Annotated in this window: 27 protein-coding genes and 3 tRNA genes; 25 read left to right on the top strand and 5 right to left on the bottom strand. The window is 71.8% G+C overall.

What is annotated here, in order from left to right; translation table 11 throughout:
* The 8 genes from VIB11_RS07845 to VIB11_RS07810 form a co-directional block, all read left to right on the top strand.
* Window positions 1-994, top strand: a 994-nt coding sequence (locus VIB11_RS07845; protein WP_332030014.1) for a vWA domain-containing protein, incomplete at its 5' end; no start/stop codon positions are given.
* Window positions 987-2252 (top strand): XdhC/CoxI family protein, encoded by a 1266-nt coding sequence (locus VIB11_RS07840; protein WP_332030012.1) that lies wholly within the window; start codon window positions 987-989, stop codon window positions 2250-2252. The genes VIB11_RS07845 and VIB11_RS07840, both read left to right, overlap by 8 nt.
* 3 nt (window positions 2253-2255) lie before the next feature.
* A complete protein-coding gene (locus tag VIB11_RS07835) occupies window positions 2256-2738 on the top strand; it encodes a (2Fe-2S)-binding protein (protein ID WP_332030011.1) in 483 nt (160 codons plus the stop codon).
* On the top strand, window positions 2735-5215 hold the full coding sequence (locus VIB11_RS07830; RefSeq protein WP_332030009.1) for a xanthine dehydrogenase family protein molybdopterin-binding subunit: 2481 nt from the start codon (window positions 2735-2737) through the stop codon (window positions 5213-5215). The genes VIB11_RS07835 and VIB11_RS07830 overlap by 4 nt, the downstream gene beginning before the upstream one ends.
* Window positions 5212-6066 (top strand): xanthine dehydrogenase family protein subunit M, encoded by an 855-nt coding sequence (locus VIB11_RS07825; RefSeq protein ID WP_332030007.1) that lies wholly within the window; start codon window positions 5212-5214, stop codon window positions 6064-6066. The genes VIB11_RS07830 and VIB11_RS07825 overlap by 4 nt, the downstream gene beginning before the upstream one ends.
* Before the next feature lie 3 nt (window positions 6067-6069).
* Complete coding sequence (locus VIB11_RS07820; protein ID WP_332030005.1) at window positions 6070-6798, top strand: SRPBCC family protein; 729 nt, start codon at window positions 6070-6072, stop codon at window positions 6796-6798.
* Between the two features lie 89 nt (window positions 6799-6887).
* Window positions 6888-7334, top strand: coding sequence for a type II 3-dehydroquinate dehydratase (aroQ, locus tag VIB11_RS07815; RefSeq protein WP_332030018.1), 447 nt, complete (start codon window positions 6888-6890; stop codon window positions 7332-7334).
* Window positions 7334-8533 carry an acyl-CoA dehydrogenase family protein gene (locus tag VIB11_RS07810; protein WP_332030004.1) on the top strand — a complete coding sequence of 400 codons (1200 nt, stop codon included), beginning with the start codon at window positions 7334-7336 and terminating at the stop codon, window positions 8531-8533. The genes aroQ and VIB11_RS07810 overlap by 1 nt, the downstream gene beginning before the upstream one ends.
* On the opposite strand, the gene VIB11_RS07805 is transcribed toward VIB11_RS07810, so the two are convergent.
* Complete coding sequence (locus VIB11_RS07805) at window positions 8500-11166, bottom strand: AMP-binding protein (protein WP_332030016.1); 2667 nt, start codon at window positions 11164-11166, stop codon at window positions 8500-8502. The two genes, VIB11_RS07810 and VIB11_RS07805, sit on opposite strands and share 34 nt — an antisense overlap.
* A 146-nt stretch (window positions 11167-11312) precedes the next feature.
* Between VIB11_RS07805 and VIB11_RS07800 the strand changes: the two genes are divergently transcribed.
* The 6 genes from VIB11_RS07800 to VIB11_RS07775 all read left to right on the top strand — a co-directional run bounded on the left by VIB11_RS07800 (window position 11313) and on the right by VIB11_RS07775 (window position 13800).
* Window positions 11313-11385 (top strand) — tRNA-Thr (locus VIB11_RS07800).
* A gap of 33 nt (window positions 11386-11418) precedes the next feature.
* Window positions 11419-11492, top strand: a tRNA-Met gene (locus VIB11_RS07795).
* 111 nt (window positions 11493-11603) lie between these two features.
* Complete coding sequence (gene rpmG, locus VIB11_RS07790) at window positions 11604-11774, top strand: 50S ribosomal protein L33 (RefSeq protein ID WP_332030002.1); 171 nt, start codon at window positions 11604-11606, stop codon at window positions 11772-11774.
* Between the two features lie 78 nt (window positions 11775-11852).
* Complete coding sequence (locus VIB11_RS07785) at window positions 11853-12299, top strand: FAS1-like dehydratase domain-containing protein (RefSeq protein ID WP_332030000.1); 447 nt, start codon at window positions 11853-11855, stop codon at window positions 12297-12299.
* A 2-nt stretch (window positions 12300-12301) separates the two neighbouring features.
* Window positions 12302-12727 carry a MaoC family dehydratase gene (locus tag VIB11_RS07780; protein WP_332029998.1) on the top strand — a complete coding sequence of 142 codons (426 nt, stop codon included), beginning with the start codon at window positions 12302-12304 and terminating at the stop codon, window positions 12725-12727.
* Window positions 12727-13800 (top strand): UDP-N-acetylmuramate dehydrogenase, encoded by a 1074-nt coding sequence (locus VIB11_RS07775; protein WP_332029996.1) that lies wholly within the window; start codon window positions 12727-12729, stop codon window positions 13798-13800. Before VIB11_RS07780 ends, VIB11_RS07775 begins: the two co-directional genes overlap by 1 nt.
* 9 nt (window positions 13801-13809) lie before the next feature.
* Here VIB11_RS07775 and VIB11_RS07770 read toward each other — a convergent pair whose 3' ends face one another.
* The 4 genes from VIB11_RS07770 to VIB11_RS07755 form a co-directional block, all read right to left on the bottom strand.
* Window positions 13810-14412 carry a dihydrofolate reductase family protein gene (locus tag VIB11_RS07770; protein WP_332029994.1) on the bottom strand — a complete coding sequence of 201 codons (603 nt, stop codon included), beginning with the start codon at window positions 14410-14412 and terminating at the stop codon, window positions 13810-13812.
* A 105-nt stretch (window positions 14413-14517) separates the two neighbouring features.
* Complete coding sequence (locus VIB11_RS07765) at window positions 14518-15600, bottom strand: adenosine deaminase (protein WP_332029992.1); 1083 nt, start codon at window positions 15598-15600, stop codon at window positions 14518-14520.
* A gap of 81 nt (window positions 15601-15681) precedes the next feature.
* Window positions 15682-16185 carry a DUF5709 domain-containing protein gene (locus VIB11_RS07760; RefSeq protein WP_332029990.1) on the bottom strand — a complete coding sequence of 168 codons (504 nt, stop codon included), beginning with the start codon at window positions 16183-16185 and terminating at the stop codon, window positions 15682-15684.
* Between the two features lie 85 nt (window positions 16186-16270).
* Window positions 16271-17575 (bottom strand): aminotransferase, encoded by a 1305-nt coding sequence (locus tag VIB11_RS07755; RefSeq protein ID WP_332029988.1) that lies wholly within the window; start codon window positions 17573-17575, stop codon window positions 16271-16273.
* Window positions 17576-17766: 191 nt separating this feature from the next.
* Between VIB11_RS07755 and VIB11_RS07750 the strand changes: the two genes are divergently transcribed.
* The 11 genes from VIB11_RS07750 to VIB11_RS07700 all read left to right on the top strand — a co-directional run.
* Window positions 17767-17839: transfer RNA gene (locus VIB11_RS07750), tRNA-Trp, on the top strand.
* Window positions 17840-17891: 52 nt separating this feature from the next.
* Window positions 17892-18152, top strand: coding sequence for a preprotein translocase subunit SecE (gene secE, locus VIB11_RS07745; RefSeq protein ID WP_332029986.1), 261 nt, complete (start codon window positions 17892-17894; stop codon window positions 18150-18152).
* A gap of 71 nt (window positions 18153-18223) precedes the next feature.
* Complete coding sequence (gene nusG, locus VIB11_RS07740) at window positions 18224-19081, top strand: transcription termination/antitermination protein NusG (RefSeq protein WP_332029984.1); 858 nt, start codon at window positions 18224-18226, stop codon at window positions 19079-19081.
* 97 nt (window positions 19082-19178) lie between these two features.
* On the top strand, window positions 19179-19610 hold the full coding sequence (gene rplK / locus VIB11_RS07735) for a 50S ribosomal protein L11 (protein ID WP_332029982.1): 432 nt from the start codon (window positions 19179-19181) through the stop codon (window positions 19608-19610).
* Between the two features lie 176 nt (window positions 19611-19786).
* The gene (gene rplA / locus VIB11_RS07730) at window positions 19787-20506 is read left to right on the top strand and encodes a 50S ribosomal protein L1 (protein WP_332029980.1); all 720 of its coding nucleotides are present in this window, start codon (window positions 19787-19789) and stop codon (window positions 20504-20506) included.
* Between the two features lie 323 nt (window positions 20507-20829).
* The gene (rplJ, locus tag VIB11_RS07725; protein ID WP_332029978.1) at window positions 20830-21411 is read left to right on the top strand and encodes a 50S ribosomal protein L10; all 582 of its coding nucleotides are present in this window, start codon (window positions 20830-20832) and stop codon (window positions 21409-21411) included.
* A gap of 159 nt (window positions 21412-21570) precedes the next feature.
* On the top strand, window positions 21571-21960 hold the full coding sequence (gene rplL, locus VIB11_RS07720) for a 50S ribosomal protein L7/L12 (protein ID WP_332029976.1): 390 nt from the start codon (window positions 21571-21573) through the stop codon (window positions 21958-21960).
* 139 nt (window positions 21961-22099) lie between these two features.
* Window positions 22100-22588 carry a DUF5655 domain-containing protein gene (locus VIB11_RS07715; protein ID WP_332029974.1) on the top strand — a complete coding sequence of 163 codons (489 nt, stop codon included), beginning with the start codon at window positions 22100-22102 and terminating at the stop codon, window positions 22586-22588.
* Between the two features lie 82 nt (window positions 22589-22670).
* Window positions 22671-23660, top strand: coding sequence for an ABC transporter ATP-binding protein (locus tag VIB11_RS07710; protein ID WP_332029972.1), 990 nt, complete (start codon window positions 22671-22673; stop codon window positions 23658-23660).
* Complete coding sequence (locus tag VIB11_RS07705) at window positions 23657-24427, top strand: ABC transporter permease (RefSeq protein WP_332029970.1); 771 nt, start codon at window positions 23657-23659, stop codon at window positions 24425-24427. Before VIB11_RS07710 ends, VIB11_RS07705 begins: the two co-directional genes overlap by 4 nt.
* Before the next feature lie 16 nt (window positions 24428-24443).
* A partial coding sequence (locus VIB11_RS07700; RefSeq protein WP_332029968.1) for an ABC transporter permease occupies window positions 24444-25211 on the top strand: 768 nt, incomplete at its 3' end.

Here is a 25211-nt window from a genome sequence, read left to right as displayed (position 1 = left end):
GGTGGGCCTCGACGACCAGGCGGCCACGTACTGGGCGGGACGGGCCACGCTGTGCTCGAGCCCGTCAGACCTCGAGCGCTACGACCAGGTGTATGCCGCGTGGTTCGGCGCCACCCCGGGCGCCACCCGTCGCGCTCCGCAGCGGCCGCGCCGCACGGTGGCCGTCGCGGACCTCGCGGACGGGGGACGCCCCGGCGACGAGCCGTCCCCGGACGAGGACGTGGTCACCGCGATGGCCAGCGCCACGGAGGTGCTGCGCCATCGCGACGTCGCCGAGCTGGGCGCCAGGGAGCGGGCCGAGCTGGCCGCGTTGTTCGCCCGGCTCCGGCCCCGGGCGCCGCGGCGCCGGGCCCACCGGCACGAGCCGTGGCGGCGGGGCAGCGTCGACGCCCGCCGGACCCTGCGGGCGCAGCTGCGCCGCATGGGCGAGCCGGGCAGCGTGCAGTGGCGCCGGCGTGGGCACCGGCCGAGGCGGGTCGTGCTGCTGATCGACGTGTCCGGTTCGATGAGCGCCTACGCCGACGCCCTGCTGCGGCTGGCCCACGTCTACACCGCGGCAGGGCTGGGCGTCGAGGTCTTCACCATCGGCACGCGGCTCACGCAGGTCACGCGCAGCCTGCGCCACCGCGACCCGGACCGCGCCCTCGTCGCCGCCGGCGGCGCCGTTCCGGACTGGTCCGGTGGCACGAGGCTGGCCGACGGGCTGAAGGCCTTCCTCGACCGCTGGGGCCGTCGGGGGATGGCACGGGGGGCGGTCGTGGTCGTGTTCAGCGACGGCTGGGAGCGGGACCACCCGGAGGCCCTCGGCGAGCAGATGCGTCGCCTCCAGGCGCTGGCCCACCGCGTGGTGTGGGTCAACCCGCACCGCGGCAAGGCGGGCTACCAGCCGCTGCAGCAGGGCATCGTGGCCGCCCTGCCGTACGTCGACGACTTCGTCGCCGGGCACTCGATGGCCACGTTCGAGGAGCTGATGGACGTGGTGGCCCGTGCGTGAGGTGCTGAGCGACCTGCTGCGGTGGTGGCAGGCAGGGGAGCGCGTGGGCGTGGGCACCGTCGTCGCGACGTTCCGGTCCGCTCCCCGCCCGGCCGGGGCAGCCATGCTCGTGGGGCCGGGGGGCGAGGCCGTGGGCTCGGTCTCGGGTGGCTGCGTGGAGGGTGCGGTCTACGAGTCGGCCCAAGAGGTCCTGCAGGGGGCCCGGCCGGCGCTGCGCCGCTACGGCGTCAGCGACAACGAGGCGTATGCCGTGGGCCTGACCTGCGGCGGGATCCTCGACATCTTCGTCGAGGAGGTCAGCCGCCAGACGTTCCCGGAGCTGGGCGAGGTGGCCGAGGACATCGAGGCCGGGCGCCCGGTCGCGGTCGCCACCGTCGTGGAGCACCCCGACCCCGAGCACATCGGACGCCGGCTGGTGGTGCGCCCCGAGGGTGCCGCGGTCGAGCGGAAGGGCACGCTCGGCAGCAGCCGGTCCGACGACGCCGTGGCCGACGACGCGCGTGGACTGCTGGCAACGGGCCGCACCGAGACGCTCACCTACGGCCCGGACGGCGAACGGCGCGGTGAGGGCATGCGCGTCTTCGTCTCGTCCTTCGCTCCCGCGCCGCGGATGCTGGTCTTCGGGGCCATCGACTTCGCCGCGGCGGTCGCCCACGTCGGGAAGTTCCTCGGCTACCAGGTCACCGTGTGCGACGCCAGGCCCGTGTTCGCGACGGCCACCCGGTTCCCGTCGGCCGACGAGGTCGTCGTCACGTGGCCGCACCGCTACCTCGCCGAGGAGGTCGAGGCCGGGCGCATCGACGAGCGGACGGTCATCTGCGTCCTGACCCACGACCCGAAGTTCGACGTGCCGCTGCTCGAGGTCGCCCTGCGCCTGCCCGCCGTCGCCTACATCGGCGCCATGGGGTCCCGGCGCACCCACGCGGACCGGCTGGACCGGCTGAGGGCGGCGGGGCTCGGCGAGCAGGAGCTCGCCCGGCTCTCCAGCCCCATCGGCCTCGACCTCGGCGCCCGCACACCGGAGGAGACGGCCGTGAGCATCGCGGCCGAGATCATCGCGCTGCAGTGGGGCGGGCGGGGCGACCGGCTCGCCGCGCTCGACGGCCCCATCCACCACCACGACGGCGCCGGGATTCCGGCGAACCACGACGGCGCCGGGACCCCGGCGAACGAGGACGACGCCGGGACCCCGGCGAACCACGACGGCCCCGGGACCCCGGCGAGCCGCCACGTCGCACCATCCCTCACAAAGGAGTGATCGATGACCCGCATCAGCATCCGCGTGGACGGCGTCAGCTACGTCGACGAGGTGGAACCACGAACCCTGCTCGTCCACTACCTGCGAGAGCAGCTGGGCAAGACGGGCACCGTCGTCGGCTGCGACACCAGCAACTGCGGTGCCTGCACCGTCCACCTCGACGGCCGCAGCGTGAAGTCCTGCAACGTCCTCGCCGTCCAGGCCGACGGGCACGAGGTGACGACGATCGAGGGCCTGGCGCAGGACGGCCGGCTGCACCCGATGCAGCAGGCCTTCCACGAGTGCCACGCGCTCCAGTGCGGCTACTGCACCCCCGGGATGATCATGCAGGCCATCGACGTCCTCAAGGACAACCCGAGCCCGTCCGAGCAGGAGATCCGTGAGGGGCTCGAGGGCAACCTCTGCCGGTGCACCGGCTACCACAACATCGTCAAGGCGGTGCAGCAGGCGGCTGGCGCCGGCGCGACGGGGGGTGCGGACGCATGACCGCCACCGAGACCAGGCCCGCCGGCGAGGTCGGCTCGGCCCGGCGCCGCAAGGAGGACGCCCGGCTGGTGACCGGTCGCACGCGATGGACCGACAACATCCAGCTGCCCGGCATGCTGCACCTGGCGATGGTGCGCAGCCCCTTCGCCCACGCGCGCATCACCAGCGTCGACGCCTCTGCGGCACGGGAGGCGCCGAACGTCGTCGCCGTGCTGACGGGCGCCGACGTCAAGGACATCCAGGGTTCCCTGCCCAACGCGTGGCCCATCGCGGAGGACCAGAAGGCGCCGCCGCACCCCTCGGTCGCCGTGGACCGGGTGGCCTTCGCCGGGGAGGTCGTGGCGGTCGTCGTCGCCCGCAGCGCCGCAGCCGCGCGGGACGCCGCCGAGCTCGTCGACGTCGACTACGACGAGCTGCCGGCGGCCCTGGACCTCAAGCGCGCCGCTGCGGACGAGGTCCTGGCGCACCCCGACCTCGGGACCAACAAGAGCGCGTTCTGGAAGTTCGACTCCCAGGAGGCCGGCACGGGCGGCAGCGTCGACGAGGCCATCGCGACGGCCCGTGCCGACGGCATCGTCATCGAGCGCGAGTACCGCCAGCAGCGCCTCATCCCCGCCTTCATGGAGCCGCGCTCGGTGGTCTGCGACCCCACGGGGGAGCAGCTGACGATCTGGTCCTCCACCCAGGTGCCCCACTTCGTGCGCACCTTCACGGCTGCCGTCCTCGGCATCCCCGAGGGCAAGGTCCGCGTCATCGCGCCGGACGTGGGCGGCGGCTTCGGTGGCAAGCTCCAGTTCACGCCGGAGGAGGTCATCACCGTCCTGGCCGCGCGACACACCGGCCGGCCCTGCAAGTACACGGAGACCCGCAGCGAGTCGCTGCTGTCGGCCCACCACGGGCGCGACCAGTGGCAGAAGCTCACCCTGTCGGCTACCAGGGACGGCACCGTCACGGGCCTGAAGGTCGAGCTGCTCGCCGACATGGGCGCCTACCTCGGCCTGGTCACGTCGGGCATCCCGATCCTGGGGGCGTTCATGTTCAACGCCATCTACAAGTTCCCCGCCTACCAGTTCACCTGCACCAACGTGTTCACGAACAAGACGTGGACCGACGCCTACCGCGGCGCCGGGCGGCCGGAGGCGACCTTCGCCATCGAGCGGCTCATGGACGAGCTCGCCGTCGAGGTGGGCGCGGACCCGATGGAGATCCGCGAGCGGAACTGGATCCGCCACGACGAGTTCCCGTTCACCACGGTCGCCGGGCTCGAGTACGACTCGGGCAACTACGAGGCCGCGACCGCGCGGGCCCAAGAGCTCTTCGACTACGAGGGGCTCCGTCGGGAGCAGCGGGAGCGCCGCGTCCGCAACGACCCCGTGCAGCTCGGGCTCGGCATCTCGACCTTCACGGAGATGTGTGGTCTCGCGCCGTCCCGCGTGCTCGGTGCGCTGAGCTACATGGCCGGCGGCTGGGAGCACGCCAGCATCCGGATGCTGGCGACGGGCAAGGTCGAGGTCGTCACGGGCACCTCCCCGCACGGCCAGGGCCACGAGACGGCGTGGAGCCAGATCGTGGCCGACCGCCTCGGCGTGCCGTTCGAGGACGTCGAGGTCCTCCACGGTGACACCCAGGTCGCGGCGAAGGGGCTGGACACCTACGGGTCCCGCTCCCTCGTCGTGGGCGGCCAGGCGGTCGTCAACGCAGCCGACAAGGTCGTCGAGAAGGCCAGGGCGGTCGCCGCCCACATGCTCGAGGCCTCGGTCGACGACATCGAGTTCGAGAGCGGCACCTTCCGCGTCCGGGGCACCGACAAGGGCAGGTCCATGGCCGAGGTGGTGTGGGAGACGTTCACCTGTCACGACCTGCCCGACGGTGTGGAGCCCTCCTTGGACTCCGAGGCGACCTTCGACCCGGACAACTTCTCGTTCCCCCACGGCACCCACCTGTGTGCCGTGGAGGTCGACACCGAGACCGGGCAGGTGAGGGTTCGCCGCTACGTCTCGGTCGACGACGTCGGGGTCATCGTCAACCCGCTGATCGTCGAGGGGCAGATCCACGGCGGCATCCTCCAGGGGATGGCCCAGGCGCTGTGGGAAGAGGCGGTCTACGACGAGCAGGGGACGCTCGTGACCGGTTCGTTCGTCGACTACACGCTGCCGACCACGGCCGACACGATCAGCTTCACCACGGACAACACGGTGTCGCCGTCGACCACCAACGACCTCGGTGCCAAGGGCGTCGGGGAGGCCGGCTGCATCGCCTCCACACCAGCGGTCGTCAACGCCATCGTGGACGCGCTCCGGCCGATGGGCGTCAACGACATCGTCATGCCGTGCACCCCCGAGCGGGTGTGGCAGGCCATCCAGTCGGCCGGCGGCTCCGCAGGGGGAGGTGTCCCCGGTGGTGCCCAGCCGCACTTCGACCAGGGCGCACCCAACCAGGACGCGCCCGGCGCTGAGCAGAAGGGAGCGGACCAGTGATCCCGGCCGCGTTCGACTACACCGCACCCCCCACCCTGCAGGAGGCGCTCACCGCGCTGGCCGAGGCAGGCGACGACGCCAAGGTCCTGGCCGGTGGCCAGAGCCTGCTGCCCGTCCTCCGGATGCGTCTCAACGCGCCCGACAGGCTCATCGACCTCGGGAGGATCGAGGAGCTGCGCGGCATCACCGAGGAGGGCGACCACGTCGTCATCGGCGCCATGACCACGTATGCCGACGTGCTGGCCAGCGACGTGGTCCGCCAGCACGCCGCGCTGCTCGCGAAGGCCGTCAAGGAGGTCGCCGACCCGCAGATCCGGCATCGCGGCACCGTGGGCGGCGCGCTGGTGCACGCCGACCCGGCGGGCGACGTGGGCGCCCCGGTGCTCGCCCTCGACGCCGAGCTCGTCATCGCCGGGCCGGGCGGTGAGCGGAGCGTCGCCGCCGGCGACTTCTTCCGCGACCTGTTCGACACGGCGGTCGGCGAGGGCGAGGTGCTGGCCCGGATCAGGGTGCCCAAGCACACCGGCTGGGGCGCGCACTACGAGAAGTTCGTCCGCGTCGCGCACCAGTGGTCCATCGTGGCGGTGGGGGTGACGCTGCGGGTCGACGGCGGTGCCATCGCGGAGGCCAGGATCGGTCTCACCAACATGGGGTCCACCCCGCTGCGCGCGACCGCGGTCGAGCAGGCGCTCATCGGCCGGCCGGCGACCGACGAAGCCGTCCGCGAGGCCTGCGCTGCGGCGGCTGAGGGCACCAGCCCGCCGTCGGACCTCAATGGCAGCGCGGACTACCGCAGGCACCTCGCCACCGTGCTGACCCGCAGGGCGGTCCTGGCTGCGGCGGGGGTGTGAGGCATGGAGCTGACCCACAGCTTCACCGTGCCGGCCGGCGTCGAGGACACCTGGCAGACGTTCATGGACCTCCAGCTCGTGGGCGGGTGCTTCCCGGGGGCGACGGTGACCGAGGTGACCGAGGCCGGGTTCTCCGGGACGGTCAAGGTCAAGCTCGGCCCGATCGCCCTGGTGTATGCCGGGTCCGGCTCGTTCGTGGAACGCGACGAGGATGGGCACCGCGCCGTCCTCGAGGCCAAGGGGAAGGACAAGCGGGGCAACGGCACTGCGGGCGCCACGGTGACGATCCGGCTGACGGCCGAGGGCGATGATGCCACCCGCGCGGAGGTGACGACAGACCTGACGGTCACCGGCAAGCCCGCGCAGTTCGGCCGCGGCGTCATGCAGGACGTCTCCGACAAGCTGCTCCAGCAGTTCATCGACTGCATCGAGGGCAGGCTCGGCCCCCCGCCCCAGGCGGCACCCGCCGCGACGGAGGTGGCCGAGCCGGTGGCCGCGCCCGCCCAGCCGACGCCCGCCCAGCCGACGCCCGCCCAGCCGACGCCGGTCCGGCCGGTGGCCGGGCAGGCGCCGGTCCCGGCACGCCCCCTGGCCACCGCCGAGGAGGGCGCCGCCATCGACCTGGGCAGCACCGTGGGGCCGGTGCTGCTCAAGACCTACGGCCCGAGGATCGCCGTCGGCGCGGTGGTGCTGGCCCTGGTCGTGTGGCTGGTCCGGCGGTGCCGCTGCTGAGGGGTGCCCTACCCTGAGCGCACCCGGGCGCGCAGGCGCCCGCGGCATCACGCGGCACACGGACTCGACCTGCGGAGGTGGCAACGGTGGTGGAGCGGACCGTCGTCGTGCTCAACGGCCCCAACCTCAACCTGCTCGGCGAGCGCGAGCCGGAGGTCTACGGCCGCGAGACGCTCGCCGACGTCGAGGCGCTGTGCGCCAAGGCCGCCGCCGAGTCGGGCCTGCGGCTCGACTTCCGGCAGAGCAACCACGAGGGGGTCCTGATCGACGCCGTCCACGAGGTGCGCACCAGCGCTGTCGGCATCGTCGTCAATGCCGGTGCGCTGACGCACACCTCCGTCGCCCTGCGGGACGCACTCGCCACCTGCACCGCCCCCGTGGTCGAGGTGCACATCTCGAACGTCCACGCTCGCGAGGAGTTCCGGCACCACTCCTACCTCTCCGCCGTCTCCGACGCCGTGATCGTCGGCTGCGGCACCCGCGGGTACGCCTTCGCCATCGCCCGGGTGGCCGAGCTGGCGGAGGCAGCTCGCTGATGGGCGGCGAGCGGCGCCTGCCGCCCCTGGACCCGATGGACCTCGCGGGCGTCGACGACCTGCTGTCCGCCGACGAGAAGGCCGTGCGCGCCTCCGTGCGCCAGCTCTGCGACGAGAAGGTCGACCCCTACGTCGCCGACTGGTTCGAGCGGGGCGAGGTCGACGACATCCGCGGCCTGGCACGCGAGCTCGGCTCGCTCGGCCTCCTCGGCATGCACCTCGAGGGCTACGGCTGCGCCGGCATGAGCGCGACGGAGTACGGCCTGGCCTGCCTCGAGCTCGAGGCCTCCGACTCGGGCATCCGCTCGCTCGTCTCGGTGCAGGGGTCGCTGGCGATGTTCGCGATCTGGCGCTGGGGCACCGAGGAGCAGAAGCAGGAGTGGCTGCCGCGCATGGCCACCGGTGAGGCGATCGGCTGCTTCGGCCTCACCGAGCCCGACCACGGCTCCGACCCTGCCTCGATGCGCAGCCGCGCCCGACGGGACGGCGACGACTGGGTCCTCGACGGGCGGAAGATGTGGATCACCAACGGGTCCATCGCCGACGTCGCGGTCGTCTGGGCGAACGCGGGTGAGGAGCACGGCGGCATCCGCGGGTTCGTCGTCCCCGCCGACAGCCCAGGTTTCTCGGCGCCGCTGGTCAAGCACAAGCTGTCGCTGCGGGCGTCGGTGACCAGCGAGCTCGTCCTCGACGGCGTGCGCCTGCCCGCCGATGCGGTGCTGCCCGAGGTGCGCGGTCTCAAGGGGCCGCTGTCGTGCCTCAACGAGGCCCGCTACGGCATCGTCTGGGGTGCCCTCGGGGCTGCGCGCTCGTCCCTCGACGCGGCCCGGCGCTACGCGATGGAGCGCGAGCAGTTCGGCCGCCCGATCGCCGGCTTCCAGCTCACGCAGGCCAAGCTCGCCGACATGGCGGTGGAGTACACCAAGGGCCTGCTGCTCGCGCTGCACCTCGGCCGCCGCAAGGACGCCGGCACCCTGCGCCCGGAGCAGGTCAGCGTCGGCAAGCTCAACAACGTCCGCGAGGCCCTCGAGATCTGCCGCACCGCGCGGACCATCCTGGGCGCCAACGGGATCAGCTTGGAGTACCCCGTGATCCGCCACATGAACAACCTCGAGTCGGTGCTCACCTACGAGGGCACGGTAGAGATGCACACCCTCGTGGTCGGTCAGGCGCTGACGGGCCAGTCGGCCTTCCGCTGACCGGGCGCGGGCTCTCGCCGGCGAAGCCGGGTGAGCAGACCGGCAGCCCATGCCCGGACCGGTGCCCCGACCTGCCCCGCCCGCAGCACGGCCTTCCAGTACGCGACGCCGAACGCCACGCACGCGGCCATGGCGAGCGGCGAGCCGTAGGCCATGAGGTGGGGGTAGATCATGAAGTGCGTCAGGTAGACGTACAGCGAGGCGCTCGCGACCGTCCCCGCGGCCAGGCCGGCCCAGCGCGGCAGCCGGATGCCCGGCACCCAGAGCAGCAGCAGCGCACCCCCGATGATGGTCGCCTCCCGGCCGGGCATGTCGTCCCAGAACCCCGGGATCGTCGCCACGACGAGCGCCGACACCAGAAGCCGCTGCCAGGTGCGTGACGCCTTCTGGGCGGCCCACCCGAGCGCGAAGAGCCAGACCAGCACGTATGCCGTGGCGCCCCGGTACGGCCCCGCGTCCGGCACCACGAGGGCGTACCGGGTGAGCAGGCCGAGGCCCACGAGACCGAGCGCGAACGCGAAGGGCCAGCGCCGCTCGGCGCGGTCGACGGCCGGGACCGCGAGCAGCCCGGCGAGGGCGACGAGGAAGTACAGCAGCACCTCGATGAACCAGAAGTGCCAGCGGTCCGACCACTGCGCGTGGTCGCCGAGCACCTGCTGGAGCATCAGCGGGTTGTGCCAGGAGTAGCCGTCCGAGACGAGCGCGAGCCCGCCGATCCAGACGGCGCTGGGCACGAACACCCGGGCCGCGCTGCGCAGGATGCCGCGCACCCGCGAGGGGCGCTCGCGCGGCGTCAGCTGGAAGCGGGCGAAGTTCCATCCCGCCGCCAGCAGCAACGTGTGGGCCCCGCCGGGCACGTCGGCGAGGTGGGTGTGGTTCGCGAGGATGAGCAGGACGGCCACGGCGCGCAGCACGATCCCGGTCTCGACCTGTCGCCACCCCCGCCAGAGGCGCCAGGAGGGCCGCCCCCGCTGCTGCGGGGGTGCGGCAGGGCTCGCCGGCCTCCGCGCAGAGGCGAGCTCACCGGCCCGTCGCAGGTGCCAGTCCGCCGGGAGCGAGCCGAGCAGCTGCTCGAGCCGCAGCGAGACCTCGACGTAGGACAGCGAGTCACCGCCGAGGTCCACGAAGCTGTCAGCGGCGCTCGCGTGGGGGGCGTCGAGCAGCTCGCGGTACAGCGCCACCACGTCGGCGGCGCCAGCGTCGGCACCCGCGGATGGCGCGGGGGACGAGGCGGGCCGGTCCGCCGCCGCGTCCTGCCCCAGCCTGGCGATGGCTGCGTAGTCCGGCTTGCCGCTCGCCAGCCGGGGTGCCTCGACCTGGGCGAGCACGGTCACGGCACCGCGTGGCAGCGCGTACCTCGCCGCGAGCCCTGCCGCGACGGCCGCCGCGTCGCAGGGCTCGGGCGTGACCACGACGACCCCGTCGCCGGCGTCTGCGCAGAGCGCGCTGAGCCCGCGCTGCTCGAGGTCGCGCTCGACCTGGCCGAGGTCCAGGCGCAGGCCCACGACCTTGGCGAACCGGCTGCGCCGCCCGACGATCTCGAACACGCCCTCGGGGGTGCGGCGGGCGAGGTCGCCGGTGTGCAGCTCCGAGAGCTCCGGGCCGCGGGCGAGGTCGGCCGGGCCGTGGCCGTAGCCCATCATCACGTTGGGCCCGGCGTAGACCAGCTCGCCGACGTCGGGGTCCTCGCCCGTCGGGTCCAGCGAGAACGAACCGCCCGGGATCGCCGTGCCGATCGCGCCGGGGTGCTCGAGCGCCAGGCCGGGCGCCAGGGTCGCCATCCGGGCCGTCGCCTCGGTCTGGCCGTACATCACGTGAAGGTCCCAGCCGCGGTCGCGACCGAGCGCGGCGTACCGGCGGACCTGTTCGGGCGCCATCCGGCCTCCGGCCTGGGTGACAGCCCGCAGCGACGGCAGCGGCATCTCGGCGAAGCCGACCCGGTCGAGCAGGTCGAAGGTGTGCGGAACGCCCGCGAGCGTCGTCGCCCCGCGCCGCGAGAACTCCGCCCAGAAGCAGGGGTCGACCACCGACAGGCTGGTGAGCAGCACCGACGCGCCGCGCTCGAGATGGCTGTTCAGCACCGACAGGCCGTAGCAGTAGTGCAGCGGGAGGGTGGTGACCGCGCGGTCGGAGGGGCGGATGCCCAGCACCTCGCCGATCGCCTCGGCGTTCGCCTGGAGGTTCTGCCCCGAGAGGCGCACCAGCTTCGGCGAGCCGGTCGACCCGGAGGTGCTGAGGAGCAGGGCCAGGTCGGGGTGCAGGTCGTGGGCCGTGGCCGGGCGGCGCTCCGTGAGCGCCCAGCCGTCCGGGCCGGGCGCAGCCACGACGTCCGGGTCGTAGGCCGCGACCATGGCCTCGAGCACGTCCGGCCGGTCGCCCGCCGTGAGCAGCACGGGATGCCCGGCCGTGAGTGCTGCGAGGTAGGTGACGACCGGGTCGACGGCGTTGGCCGCCGCCACGAGGACGAGGCGGCGGACGGGGCCGAGCGCCTGCGCGGCGGAGGTCACCCTGGCCGCCAGCGCGGCATACGTGAGGTCGCCCTCGGGCCCGAGCAGCGCTGGGCGGTCGCCGAACTCGGCCAGCCGGGTCGCGAAGTGCACCGCCGAAGAGGCGGTGCGGGTCGGCGTGGGCATCACGGGGGCGAGTGTAGGCAAGGTAAGCCTTACCAAACAAACGGCCCGTCCAGGGCGGTGCCCGACACCGATTTCTTACTCGGGTGGGAGAGCGTGTAGTCTCACCGTCGCACTTCCGAGCGGTTGGTCCGCACGGTCGTGAGCCCGCCCCCTTAGCTCAGTCGGCAGAGCGTTTCCATGGTAAGGAAAAGGTCGTCGGTTCGATTCCGACAGGGGGCTCTGGGACAGCACTGCGAGGTGCTGGCACCCCGAGGCGGGGTAGCTCAGGTGGTTAGAGCGCACGACTCATAATCGTGAGGTCGCGGGATCGAGCCCCGCCCCCGCTACAGCATCGATTTCGGGAATGAGCCTGAAATCGCGTATTCTGTTGCGTCGCCGCGCCTTTGCGCAGCGGCCGACAGATCTCCACCCGTAGTTTCCCGAGAGCAGGTTGCCCCGTGGCTAGCAAGAGCGCAGACGTCCGCCCGAAGATCACGATGGCGTGCGTGGACTGCAAGGAGCGCAACTACATCACCAAGAAGAACCGTCGGAACAACCCCGACCGGCTCGAGATGGCGAAGTTCTGCCCCCGCTGCGGCAAGCACACCGCGCACCGCGAGACCCGCTGACCTGATCAGCACTGGCAGCCGCCCCGGACCCTCCGTCCCGGGCGGCTTCGTCATGTCGGCAGCCTCTAGGGTGGGCGCATGGCTGTGAACGCTGACTTCCAGGGGCGCACCTACCCGCCCAGTGGGCCGTATGCCGTGGATGCCGCCGCCCTGGCCGCGTTTGCCGCGGCAGTGGGCACCACCGACCCCGTGCACACCGACGCCGACGCGGCCCGGGCGGCGGGCTACCGTGACGTGATCGCGCCCCCCACCTTCGCCGTGACCATCGCGCAGCAGTGCGACCGGCAGCTCGTCGAGGACCCGGAGGCCGGCATCGACTTCTCCCGCGTGGTCCACGGCGAGCAGCGCTTCGTCCACCACCGCCCGATCACCGCCGGTGACGAGGTGCTCGGCACCCTCACCGTCGACAGCGTCCGGGCCGCCGGGGGGCACTCCATGGTGACCACCCGCACCGAGCTCGCCACCTCGGCGGGCGAGGCGCTGTGCACGGCCATCTCGACCATCGTGGTCCGGGGAGGGGAGTGAGGATGGCTGTCCGCACGCTCCAGCAGACCGGCGTCGGAGACACCTTCGGGCCCGTGTCGGTGCCCGTCCGGCGCGAGACCCTCGTCGCCTACGCCAAGGCCTCCGGTGATCAGAACCCCATCCACCAGGACGAGGCGTTCGCGAGGTCCGTCGGCCTTCCCGACGTCATCGCCCACGGCATGTGGACCATGGGCGCGGCCGGTTCCGTCGTCGAGGAGTGGGTGGGCGACGGCGGCCGGGTGGTCGAGTTCGGCACCCGCTTCACCAAGCCCGTCGTGGTCCCCGCCGACGGCGGTTCGGTGGTCGAGGTCAGCGGCGTGGTGAAGGCCGTGGACGAGGAGACCGGCCGGGCCACCGTCGACGTGACCGTCACCTGCGCCGGCGAGAAGGTCCTCGGCCGCTGCCAGGCCGTCGTGCAGCTCGACTGATGCGCGAGGAGGAGGGCGTCCCGCTCGCCGGGCTGACGACGATGCGGGTGGGCGGTCCCGCGGCCCGCCTGGTGACCGCCGAGTCCACCGACGAGCTCGTGGACGCCGTGCGCGAGGTCGACGATGCCGACGAGCCGCTGCTCGTGCTCTCGGGAGGCTCCAACCTCGTGGTCGCCGACGAGGGCTTCCCCGGCACGGTCGTCCGGGTCGCGACGTCCGGCATCACCGTGGAGTCCGCGGACCTGTGCGGCGGCGTGATGGTGCGGGTGGCGGCTGGGGAGGTCTGGGACGACGTGGTCGCCCGGGCCGTCGCCGAGGGCTGGTCGGGCATCGAGGCGCTGTCAGGCATCCCCGGTGGTGCGGGCGCCACACCGGTGCAGAACGTCGGCGCCTACGGCCAGGAGGTCGCCCAGACGATCGCGTCCGTCCGAGTCTGGGACCGCGTCGAGCAGCAGGTCCGCACCTTCAGCAGCCTCGACTGCGCGTTCACCTACCGGCACTCCATCTTCAAGGCGCACCCCCGCTACGTCGTGCTCGACGTCCTCTTCCAGCTGCTCCCCAGCGAGCTGTCCCAGCCCGTCGGCTACGCCGACCTCGCGCGGCAGCTCGGTGTCGAGACCGGCGAGCGGGTGCCCCTGGCCGACGCGCGGGAGGCCGTGCTGCAGCAGCGTCGCAACCGCGGCATGGTGCTCGACGGCGAGGACCACGACACCTGGTCGTGCGGGTCGTTCTTCACGAACCCGATCCTGACGGCGTCGCAGTTCGAGGCGCTGGAGACCCGGGCGGCCGACCGGCTCGGGGTGGACGGCCCCAGGCCGCCACGTTTCGCCGACCCCGACGGCAACGTCAAGACCAGCGCCGCCTGGCTCATCGACAAGGCCGGGTTCGGCAAGGGCTACGGCCTACCCGGCCCGGCCGCCCTGTCGAGCAAGCACACCCTGGCGATCACCAACCGGGGCGGTGCGAAGGCCGCCGACATCGCCGCCCTCGCGCGCCGGATCCGCGAGGGCGTCCGTGAGGCCTTCGGGGTGGCCCTGGTCAACGAGCCCGTCTTCGTCGGCCACAGCCTGTAGGTCAGGCTCTCAGGTCGCTGCGCCGGCGTCGCCCTGCTCCGCCTCAGCGCCCCCACCCGTCGCCTGCGGGGCGTACCTCAGGTGGAGCACACCGGTCGGCAGGGCCTCGCTCGAGAGCAGGCGCAGCGGCACGGTGCCCGTCTGCTCGAAGAGCCGCTGCCCCGTGGCGACGGCGATGGGGTGCACGAGCAGGGCCAGCTCGTCGAGCAGGCCCTGGGCGATGAGCCAGCGCACGGTGGTCGCGCAGCCGGACATGGCGATGTCGCCGTCCACCTGGTCCTTGAGGGCGCGGACCTGCGCGGCAACGCTCGCGTCGTCGGGACCGCTCAGCACCGTGGTGTTCTGCCAGTCCGCTGCGAAGTCCCGGTGCGACAGGACGTACTTGGGCAGGGTGTTGATGAACGAGGCGAACTCGGCGTCCTCCTCCTGCTGCGGCCAGTACTCCGACCACTCCCCGTAGAGGGTGCGGCCCATGAGGAACGCCTTGGCGCTCTCCATGCCCGACTCGACGACCCGGCCCATGGCCTCGTCGAAGTAGGGGAAGTGCCACTGGTCGGGCCGCTCGACGACGCCGTCGAGGGAGATGAAGAAGTTCGAGACGATCCTGCCCATGGCGCGCTCCTGCTCAGCGGTGTGTGGCGTGGTGGTTCCAACGTAGACCCGCCCCGGCAGCCGGAATCGTCGCCGGAATCGTCGCCGGCCCCTTCACCGGCCTCATCACCGGCCTCCGCCGTTCGCATCGCCGGAACCGTCGCCGGCCACGGCCGTTGGGTCCGGCGGTGCCGCCAGCCAGGCGTCGATGTCGTCGCGGGCGGCCTTCTTCAGCGTCTCGGGGGCTCTGCTGGCCGCGACCGAGGACTCCGCGAGGCGGGCCAGCTCCGCGTCGGAGAGGCCGAGGGCTTCACGGGCCAGGTCGTACTGCGCCGCCAGCCGCGACCCGAACAGCAGCGGGTCGTCCGCGCCCAGCGCCACGGGCACGCCGGCGTCCAGGATCGCCCTCAGCGGCACCTCCTCGGCGGCCGGGTAGACCCCGAGGGCGACGTTGCTGCGCGGGCACACCTCGAGGGCCACGCCGCTCTCGGCGACGAGCTCGAGCACCCGGGGGTCCTCGACGCTGCGGACGCCGTGGCCGATGCGGTCCGGCCACAGCGACTCCAGTGTGGTCTCGACCGCCGCCGGGCCCAGCAGCTCGCCGGCGTGCGGCACCAGCGCGAGCCCGGCGTGACGGGCGATCCGGAACGCGTGGGCGAACTCCTCGGTCACGCCCCGCCGCTCGTCGTTGCTCAGGCCGAAGCCGACCACGGTCCCGGCACCCTCGCCGGCGTACTGCGCCGCCAGCCGGGCCAGGGTGCGGGCGTCGAGGGGATGCCGGATGCGGCTGGCCGCCACCACGACGGCCACCTGGGCGTCCTCCTCGCGGGAGGCGGCAGCGGCCTCGTCCAGCACGATCTCGACCGCGGGGGTCAGGCCTCCGACGAACGGCGCGTAGGAGGTGGGGTCGACCTGGATCTCCAGCCAGCGAGACCCCTCGGCGGCGTCGTCCTGCGCCGCCTCGCGCACGATGCGGCGCATGTCGGCCTCGTCGCGCACGCACGCGCGCGCCGCGTCGTAGAGGCGCTGGAACCGGAACCAGCCGCGCTCGTCGCGGGCGCTCAGCCGGGGCGGCCACGCCGCGAGCAGTGACTCGGGCAGGTGCATGCCGTGCTTGTCGGCAAGGTCGCGCAGCGTGTCGATCCGCATCGACCCGGTGAAGTGCAGGTGCAGGTGCGCCTTGGGCAGGGAGACGACAGGGCGCGGCATGCCCGCAGTGTGCCACTTCGGGCCCGTCGTGCCGGGCCGGTTCCCGGGGGTGGGTCGTGGCGGGGCGGCCGGGCGGCCGGGCTACTCCTCGATGACGTGCATGGCGGCCTCCTCGGCGGAGGCGCCGGCGCCGTCCACCCCGGCGTCGAGCCCGATCATCTCCTCGTCCTCGTCCTCGTGGGAGCCCTCGTCGGGGGCGACCAGCCGCCCCGCCCGGCGGTCGCCGACCTCGGCGTCGGCGAGGAAGTCGTCCTCGGCGGCGATGGAGTCCGGGTCGTCGCCGCCGATGCGCTCGCCCCCGTCGTCGAGACCGCCCTCGTTCACCGGGGCGCCGTAGGCCGAGGCGGGGTCGGGCTCCTCCTGCCGGATCCGTTCCTCGAGCGACTCGCCCCGGTGCTGCTCCTCGGCGGTCGTGCCGAACGCCTCCACGCCGCGCGGCCGCTCCGGCGGGCTGTAGCCGCGGTCCAGGGTGTCCTCGACGTCGTCCTGGATCAGGGTGTCCTCGGGCTGCAGCTGGTCCTCCTCGTCCAGGCTGAAGCTGCCCAGGTCGTTGTCGTAGCTCTCGCGGCCGGACTCATCGCTCATGGGCCCAGTCTCTGCCGGGGCGCGCTGCGCCGCAAAGGGACAAACGACCCAGTCCGGGCCACGCGGCACGCCCTGCAGTGGGCCGTCAGGCGCCGCCCTGAACGCGCTCGGCTGCGGCGAGGAGCACGCAGGTCGCGACCGCGTCCATCGCCTCGGTGACCTCGGCCAGGACGGGGAACGTCGGTGCCAGGCGGATGTTCCTGTCGTCGGGGTCGTCGCCCCTCGGGAAGGACGACCCGGCGGGGGTGAGGGCGACGCCGGCGGCCTTGGCGAGCTCGACGACGCGCGAGGCGGTGCCGTCGAGGACGTCGAGGCTGACGAAGTAGCCGCCGCTCGGGCGGGTCCAGGTGGCGACGCCCAGGCCGCCCAGCCGCTCGGTGAGAATGCGCTCGACCTCGGCGAACTTCGGGGCGATGACCCCGCGGTGTCGCACCATGTGCTCGCGGACGCCCTGGGCGGAGCCGAAGAACTGGGCGTGCCGCAGCTGGTTGACCTTGTCCGGGCCGATCGAGGCCTTGCTCAGGTGCTTGAGGTACCACTCGACGTTCTCGGGGGAGGCGGCGAGGAAGGCCACGCCCGCGCCGGCGAAGCTGATCTTCGAGGTCGAGGCGAACATGACCGCCCGGTGCGGGTGGCCTGCCGACGAGCAGAGGCTGAGGATGTCCGCGCTCTTGGCCTCGTCGGCGGTCAGGTGGTGCAGGGCGTACGCGTTGTCCCAGAAGATCTTGAAGTCCGGCGCCGCGGTCTCCATGGCGGCGAGCCGTGCGGCGACCTCCTGCGTCGTGACCGCCCCGGTGGGGTTGGCGTACGTCGGCACCACCCACATCCCCCTGATGCTGGGGTCGGAGGCCGCGAGGGCCGCGACCGCCTCGGCGTCCGGGCCGTGCTCGCCCATCGGCACCGTCACCATGTCGATGCCGTAGGACTCGAGCAGCGCGAAGTGGCGGTCGTAGCCGGGGACCGGGCAGATGAAGGTGACCTTCTCCTCCTGCGCCCACGGCCGCGGGGAGTCCACGCCGCCGTGCAGCAGCAGGTGCACGAGGGTGTCGTGCATCATCGTGAGGCTGCTGTTGCCGCCGGCCACCAGCTGCGACGCGGGCACGCCCAGCAGCTCCCCGAAGATCTCGCGGATCTCGGCGATGCCCTGGAGGCCGCCGTAGTTGCGGGTGTCGGTGCCGCCGGCGTCGGCGTGGCCGCGGGGCAGCGAGAGCAGCTCCTCGGAGAGGTCGAGCTGCGCCGGCGCGGGCTTGCCGCGGGTGAGGTCGAGCCTCAGCGAACGGGTCAGCAGTGCGTCGTAGGCGGCGCGCTGCTCGGCGGCGAAGGCCGCGAGGGCCTCGGGCGCGAGCTCGGTGACGGGAACGGGGCGGCTGGTGGCGGTCTGCTCGGTCACCTCGCCATCGTCGCAGAGACGCAGGTGTGCCGCGTGCGCCCGTCCGCAGCGCGGTCACGGGGAGCCGAGGGCGCGAGTTCGCGTCCGGGGCGGCCCGTCACGTATGCTTCTGCATCGGTTGACTTGGGCCATGCTTCCGGCATGCCCGAGATCGGCCGGCCGGAACCCATCGCCCCCGTGATGAGTTCCGTAGGGCAGTGGCTCAATTGGTAGAGCACCGGTCTCCAAAACCGGCGGTTGGGGGTTCGAGTCCCTCCTGCCCTGCGTTGCAGGACGAGCACAGCAGGCCCATCGGAGAAGAGGCATCGTGACGGACGTGAGCGCGGAGACCCGCGACTCTGGTCGCACCGGTCGCAAGAGCGACCGCGGCGGCAACCCGGTGTCCCGGTTCTTCAAGTCGTTGAGCCTGTTCATCAGCCAGATCCTCGACGAGCTGCGCAAGGTCGTGCGGCCGACCCGGTCCGAGCTGGTCAACTACACGATCGTGGTGATCGTGTTCGTGTCGTTCGTGATGGCCCTGGTCTCCGCGCTGGACTACGCCTTCACCAAGCTCGTCCTGTGGGTTTTCGGCGGCTAGCCCCGGGCGGCCCTGCCGCCGGCCTCGGAACCATCACCCAGGCGAAACATCGAAGGAAGTAGGTCATCAGCGTGTCCGACCAGTGGACCACCGAGAGCGACGAGGTCGCCGACGGCACTGAGCAGTCCGTCGAGGACGTCGCGACCCTTCAGGCCGGCGAGGCCTCCGCCGACGAGGCCGAGACCCCTGCCGCCGAGACCGGCGCTGACACCAGCCCTGCCGCCGAGTTCTCCGACGTCTCCGCCGACGAGACCACCCACGACGAGACCCCCGCCGAGGAGGCTGCCGTCGAGGAGGCCCCCGTCGAGGAGGCTCCCGTCGACCCGGTCAAGGAGTTCAAGGACAAGCTCGCCAGCCAGTTCGGCGACTGGTACGTCGTCCACTCCTACGCGGGCTACGAGAACCGCGTGAAGGCCAACCTCGAGAACCGCACGACCTCCCTGAACATGGAGGACTACATCTTCCAGGCCGAGGTGCCGATGGAAGAGGTCACCGAGATCAAGAACGGCCAGAAGAAGCTCGTGCGCCGGGTGCGCATGCCCGGGTACGTCCTGGTCCGCATGGACCTGACCGACGAGTCGTGGGGCGCCGTCCGCCACACCCCGGGTGTCACCGGGTTCGTCGGCAACGCCCACCAGCCCGTGCCGTTGAGCCTCGACGAGGTCTTCACCATGCTGGCCCCCGCCGACCTCGGCTCCGCGCCGACCACCGCCGGTGCCCCCGCGGGCGCTCCGGGCAAGCCGAAGGAGACGGCTGTCGTCGACTTCGAGGTCGGCGAGTCCGTCACGGTCATGGAGGGCCCCTTCGAGACGCTCCCCGCGACGATCTCGGAGATCAACGCCGACACCCAGAAGCTCAAGGTTCTGGTCTCGATCTTCGGCCGGGAGACCCCGGTCGAGCTCTCGTTCAACCAGGTCGCCAAGATCTGAGCGGACGGCTCCCACCCGGGTGACCACACGGCATACCGGGACATGCAACCGGGTCATCGCCCATGGCGTGGGCCCAGCACAGAAACAGAGGACAGCAATGCCCCCCAAGAAGAAGGTCTCCGGCTTCATCAAGCTGCAGATCCAGGCCGGTGCGGCCACCCCGGCCCCGCCCGTCGGCCCCGCGCTCGGTCAGCACGGCGTCAACATCATGGAGTTCGTCAAGGCGTACAACGCTGCGACGGAGTCCCAGCGCGGCAACGTCATCCCGGTGGAGATCACGGTCTACGAGGACCGCTCCTTCACCTTCGTGACCAAGACCCCGCCGGCTGCTGAGCTGATCAAGAAGGCCGCGGGCGTGCAGAAGGGCTCCGGCGAGCCGCACAAGACCAAGGTCGCCAAGCTGAGCAAGGACCAGCTCCGCGAGATCGCCGAGCAGAAGATGCCCGACCTCAACGCCAACGACGTCGACGCCGCCATGAAGATCATCGCCGGCACCGCCCGCCAGATGGGCATCGACACCGAGGTCTGAGACCCTCTTCACGCAGCAACTTCTGCTTGCAGAGGTTGCTGCCGGAAGGACAGGGTGCAACCTGTCCCCAGGGCAGCAACCTCTGCTGAGCAGGGCCGGGAACCCTCCCGGCACGTGGCAGGACCAGCGCTGGTCCGCATCACCACAACTCCGCAACACACCCACCAGGAGCAGAAATGAAGCGCAGCAAGGCCTACCGGGCCGCTGTCGAGAAGATCGACTCCTCCAAGGTCTACGCGCCGCTGCAGGCAGTGCGTCTGGCCAAGGAGACCGCCACCACCAAGTACGACGCGACCGTCGAGGTTGCCATGCGTCTGGGCGTCGACCCGCGCAAGGCCGACCAGATGGTCCGCGGCACCGTCAACCTGCCCAACGGCACCGGCAAGACCGCTCGGGTCCTGGTCTTCGCCAACGGCGACAAGGCCGAGGCCGCCCGTGAGGCCGGCGCCGACTACGTCGGCTCCGACGACATGATCGAGAAGGTCTCCGGTGGCTGGCTCGACTTCGACGCCGTCGTCGCGACGCCGGACATGATGGGCAAGGTCGGCCGTCTCGGCAAGGTGCTCGGCCCCCGCGGGCTCATGCCGAACCCGAAGACCGGCACCGTCACGATGGACACCGCCAAGGCCGTCTCCGACATCAAGGGCGGCAAGATCGAGTTCCGCGTCGACACGCACGCGAACCTCCACTTCATCATCGGCAAGGCATCCTTCGACGAGAAGGCGCTCGTGGAGAACTACGCGGCGGCGCTCGAGGAGATCCTGCGACTGAAGCCGTCGGCGTCCAAGGGCCGCTACATCGAGAAGGCCACCATGGCCACCACGATGGGCCCGGGCATCCCGCTGGACTACAGCCGCACCCGCAACCTGCTGGTCGAGGACGAGGCCACCGCCTGAGGTTCCCTCCACCCGTTCGGGGTATTCCTGCGCGTCATTCGGCGCGGGAATACCCCGAACGCGTTCTTGGGGGGAGGCCGATTTGGCCCACGCCGCCCCGGCCCGTACTCTTGAGCCTGACCAGAGACCGCTCGGTTGTCGCGCACCCACCAGGGTGCAAGACCGAAGGTCCCGCGGAAGCGGGCAGCCAGCGCAGGCCACGTCTGAACGGACATCCCTCGGCATCTGCCCTGAGGTGAGCCCGCTGCCCCGTGCCCTGCGCCGGGGCCTTCTTCATGTCGGGCCCTCGCCGTGTGGTCGCTCACCACGGAAGGGAGGCCCACATGGCAAAAGCTGACAAGGCTGCAGCCATCGCCGAGCTGACGGACAAGTTCCGCACCTCGGGCGCGGCCGTGCTGACCGAGTACCGCGGGCTTTCGGTGAAGCAGCTCACCGACCTGCGCAACTCGCTGCGCGGCAACGCGACCTTCGCTGTCGTGAAGAACACGCTGACCGAGCTCGCCGCCAAGGAGGCCGGAGTCACGGCCTTCGACGGGCAGCTCCAGGGCCCGTCCGCCATCGCCTTCGTCGATGGCGACCCGGTCGAGGCCGCCAAGGGTCTGCGTGACTTCGCCAAGGCGAACCCTCTCCTCGTGATCAAGGGCGGCGTCCTCGACGGCAAGGCCCTGACCACGGAGGAGATCACGAAGCTTGCGGACCTCGAGTCCCGCGAGGTTCTCCTGGCCAAGCTGGCCGGTGCCATGCAGGCGTCGCTCAGCCAGGCCGTCTACCTCTTCGCTGCGCCGCTGTCGCAGACGGCTCGTGTCGTCGACGCGCTGCGCGCCAAGGTCGAGGCGGAGGGTCCGGCTGCCGCCGCTCCCGCCGCGGAGGCCGCCGAGGAGACCCCGGCTGAGGCTCCCGCCTAGGCACCAGCCACCCCCCAGACGCCAACGTTGAGTGGCGACCGGGGACCCCGCGCTCTGCGCGGGGCGAGCTGACCTCCCGGGGGCGACCCCGCGAGCACGCTCGATCACAACCACACCGCCACTCACGGCATACGAAACACAAGCGAAAGGACGCCCATCATGGCGAAGCTCTCCACCGACGAGCTCCTTGAGGCCTTCAAGGAGATGACCCTCATCGAGCTCTCCGAGTTCGTGAAGCAGTTCGAGGACACCTTCAACGTCACCGCTGCGGCCCCGGTTGCCGTCGCGGCCGCTGGCGCCCCGGCCGGTGGCGGCGAGGCCGCCGCTGCCGAGGAGCAGGACGAGTTCGACGTCATCCTCGAGGCTGCTGGTGACAAGAAGATCCAGGTCATCAAGGAGGTCCGCGCGCTGACCTCCCTCGGCCTGAAGGAGGCCAAGGACCTCGTCGACGGCGCCCCCAAGCCCGTCCTCGAGAAGGTCGACAAGGCTGCGGCCGAGAAGGCCAAGGAGGCCCTCGAGGGCGCTGGCGCCACCGTCACCCTCAAGTGACGTCGGCCCGCGCCTGACGCGGGTTCAGCACCTCACGAGGCGGGGCAGGTCCACGGGACCTGCCCCGCCTTCGTCGTGCCCGCGCAGAGCCGTATGCCGCGCGGCCGGCTCCCAGCCGCCCCGGCGGCATACTGGGGCGGTGGGAGGCTCTGGCGTGCCGGGCGAGCAGCGGCCGCTGTGGGTCTGCCCGAAGTGCGGCGCCCGCCTCGTGAGCCGCAACCTGTGGCACTCCTGCGGCGAGCACACCCTGGAGGCGCTGTTCGCCGGCGCCGATCCCGGGGCGCTGGACCTGGCCCGCGAGTACGTCGCCCTCCTCGAGTCCCTGGGCGACGTGCAGGTCCTGCCACAGAAGACCCGGCTGGTCTGTGTGGCCCGGGTGCGCTTCGCGGGCCTGACCCCCCGTCGCCACGGGTTCCACGCCTCCTTCGCCCTGCACCGGAGGCTGGACAGCCCGCGCGTGGTGCGGATCGTGGACTACGGGCCCGCCTGGCAGGTCCACACCGTGCGCGTCGACGAGCGTTCCGACCTCGACGACGAGCTGCGGGGCTGGCTCCAGGAGTCCCACGACACCGTCGGCCTCCAGCGCGGCGGCGCTCCGGGGCCGACCCGGCGGCACACCGCGCCGTAACCTTCCCCACACCACCTCGTTGACCAGCGCGAACCGGGGCCAGCCACGTGAGAGGCAGGCAGCAACCACGACGAGGTGAGCAGTGGGCGTTGAGATCAGGGTCGAGGGACTGACCAAGCGGTTCGGGTCCCAGACCATCTGGAACGACGTGTCCCTCACCCTCCCCGCGGGCGAGATCTCGGTCATGCTCGGTCCGTCCGGCACGGGCAAGTCGGTCTTCCTCAAGACCCTCGTGGGTCTGCTGAAGCCCGACGCGGGCTCGATCTGGATCGAGGGCAAGGACCTCACCCGGCTGCGCGAGCACGACCTCTACGAGGTGCGCAAGCTCTTCGGGGTGCTCTTCCAGGACGGCGCGCTGTTCGGGTCGATGAGCCTGTACGACAACATCGCCTTCCCGCTGCGCGAGCACACCAGGAAGAGCGAGGGCGAGATCCGGCGGATCGTCTCCGAGAAGATCGACCTCGTCGGCCTCCAGGGCGCCGAGGGCAAGCTGCCCGGCGAGATCTCCGGAGGCATGCGCAAGCGCGCCGGCCTGGCACGGGCGCTGGTGCTCGACCCCGAGATCATCCTGTTCGACGAGCCGGACTCCGGTCTCGACCCGGTGCGCACGGCGTACCTCAACCAGCTGATCGTCGACCTCAACGCCCAGATCGAGGCGACCTTCCTCATCGTCACCCACGACATCAACACCGCCCGCACCGTCCCGGACAACATCGGCCTGCTCTACCACCGGCACCTGGCGATGTTCGGCCCGCGTGAGATGCTCCTCAGCTCCGAGGAGCCCGTCGTACGCCAGTTCCTCAACGCCCAGCGGGTCGGGCCGATCGGGATGTCCGAGGAGAAGGACGCGGACGAGCTGGCGGCGGAGTCGGGCCAGGAGCTGCCCCCGCTGCCGCCGATCGCGCTGCAGCTCGAGCCCAGTGACGGCACGCTGCGCCGCACGGCCCGGCCGGCCGGGCAGTGGTGCCGCGAGAACGGCATCACTCCGCCCCCCGGCTCGTTCCAGAGCGGCAACGCAGGTGTGCCCGGTGTCAACCCGGCGCCCGAGCTGGCGGGGGAGGTGGCCAGGTGAGCAACCCCGCCATCGGGGCGCTGCGGCAGAGCGGCTCGCTCTTCGCCCTCGTCCTCGACGTCTTCCGGGCGCTGCCGAAGCGGCCGTTCCAGGCCAAGGAGTTCATCCAGCAGTGCTGGTTCATCGCGTCGGTCACCATCGTGCCGACGGCGCTGGTCTCGATCCCGTTCGGCGCGGTCATCGCCCTCCAGCTCGGCACCCTGACCCGGCAGCTCGGCGCCCAGTCCTTCACCGGCGCGGCCAGCGTGCTCGCCGTGATCCGCGAGGCCTCCCCGATCGTCACCGCCCTGCTGATCGCGGGGGCCGGTGGCTCGGCGATCTGCGCCGACCTCGGCTCCCGGAAGATCCGCGAGGAGATCGACGCCATGGAGGTGCTGGGCATCAGCCCGATCCAGCGCCTCGTCGTGCCGCGGGTCCTCGCCGCGATGCTCGTCGCGCTGCTCCTCAACGGGCTCGTCTCGGTGGTGGGCGTCGCGGGCGGCTACTTCTTCAACGTCATCATCCAGGGCGGAACCCCCGGCGCCTACATCGCCTCGTTCACCGCGCTGGCCCAGCTCGCGGACCTGTGGACCAGTGAGATCAAGGCCGTCATCTTCGGGTTCATCGCGGCGGTGGTGGCCTCGTACAAGGGCCTGACGGCCGGTGGCGGCCCCAAGGGCGTCGGCGACGCCGTGAACCAGAGCGTGGTCATCACGTTCATGTTCCTGTTCGTCGTCAACTTCGTCGTGAGCGCCATCTACTTCCAAGTCGTCCCGCAGAAGATCTGAGCGGGGGAACCAGACGATGAGCAGAGTCAGCGACCTCGCCGGCCGGCCCGTGGAGGCCCTCGACAGCCTCGGCGAGCAGATGCGCTTCTACGTGCGCTCCCTCGCGTGGAGCCCGCGGACCCTGCGCAGGTACAAGAAGGAGGTCGTCCGGCTGCTGGCCGAGGTCTCCCTCGGCACCGGCGCCCTCTCGGTCATCGGCGGCACGGTCGGCGTGATCGCCTTCCTGGCCTTCTTCACGGGCAGCCAGGTGGGCCTGCAGGGCTACTCCTCTCTCAACCAGCTGGGCACCGGCGCCTTCACCGGTTTCATCTCGGCGTACCTCAACACCCGCGAGATCGCCCCGCTCGTCGCCGGCCTGGCGCTGGCGGCCACCGTCGGGTGCGGCTTCACCGCCCAGCTCGGCGCGATGCGCATCTCCGAGGAGGTCGACGCCCTCGAGGTGATGGGCATCCCGTCGCTGCCCTTCCTCGTCACGACCCGGATGATCGCGGGCTTCATCGCCGTCATCCCGCTGTACGTCCTCGGCCTGCTCTCGTCCTACGGAGCGACCCGCTTCATCGTCACGGAGTACTTCGGCCAGTCCAAGGGCACCTACGACCACTACTTCCACCTGTTCCTCCCACCGGTGGACGTCCTCTACTCCTTCCTCAAGGTCATGGTCTTCGCGGTCGTGATCATCCTCATCCACTGCTACTACGGCTACACCGCGTCCGGCGGCCCGGCTGGGGTGGGCGTGGCAGTCGGCAAGGCGGTGCGCACCTCCATCGTGGCCATCAACATCGTC

This window comes from Pedococcus sp. (assembly GCF_036554925.1).
Lineage (GTDB): Bacteria > Actinomycetota > Actinomycetes > Actinomycetales > Dermatophilaceae > Pedococcus_A.
This window is presented reverse-complemented; position numbering and strand designations above follow the sequence as displayed.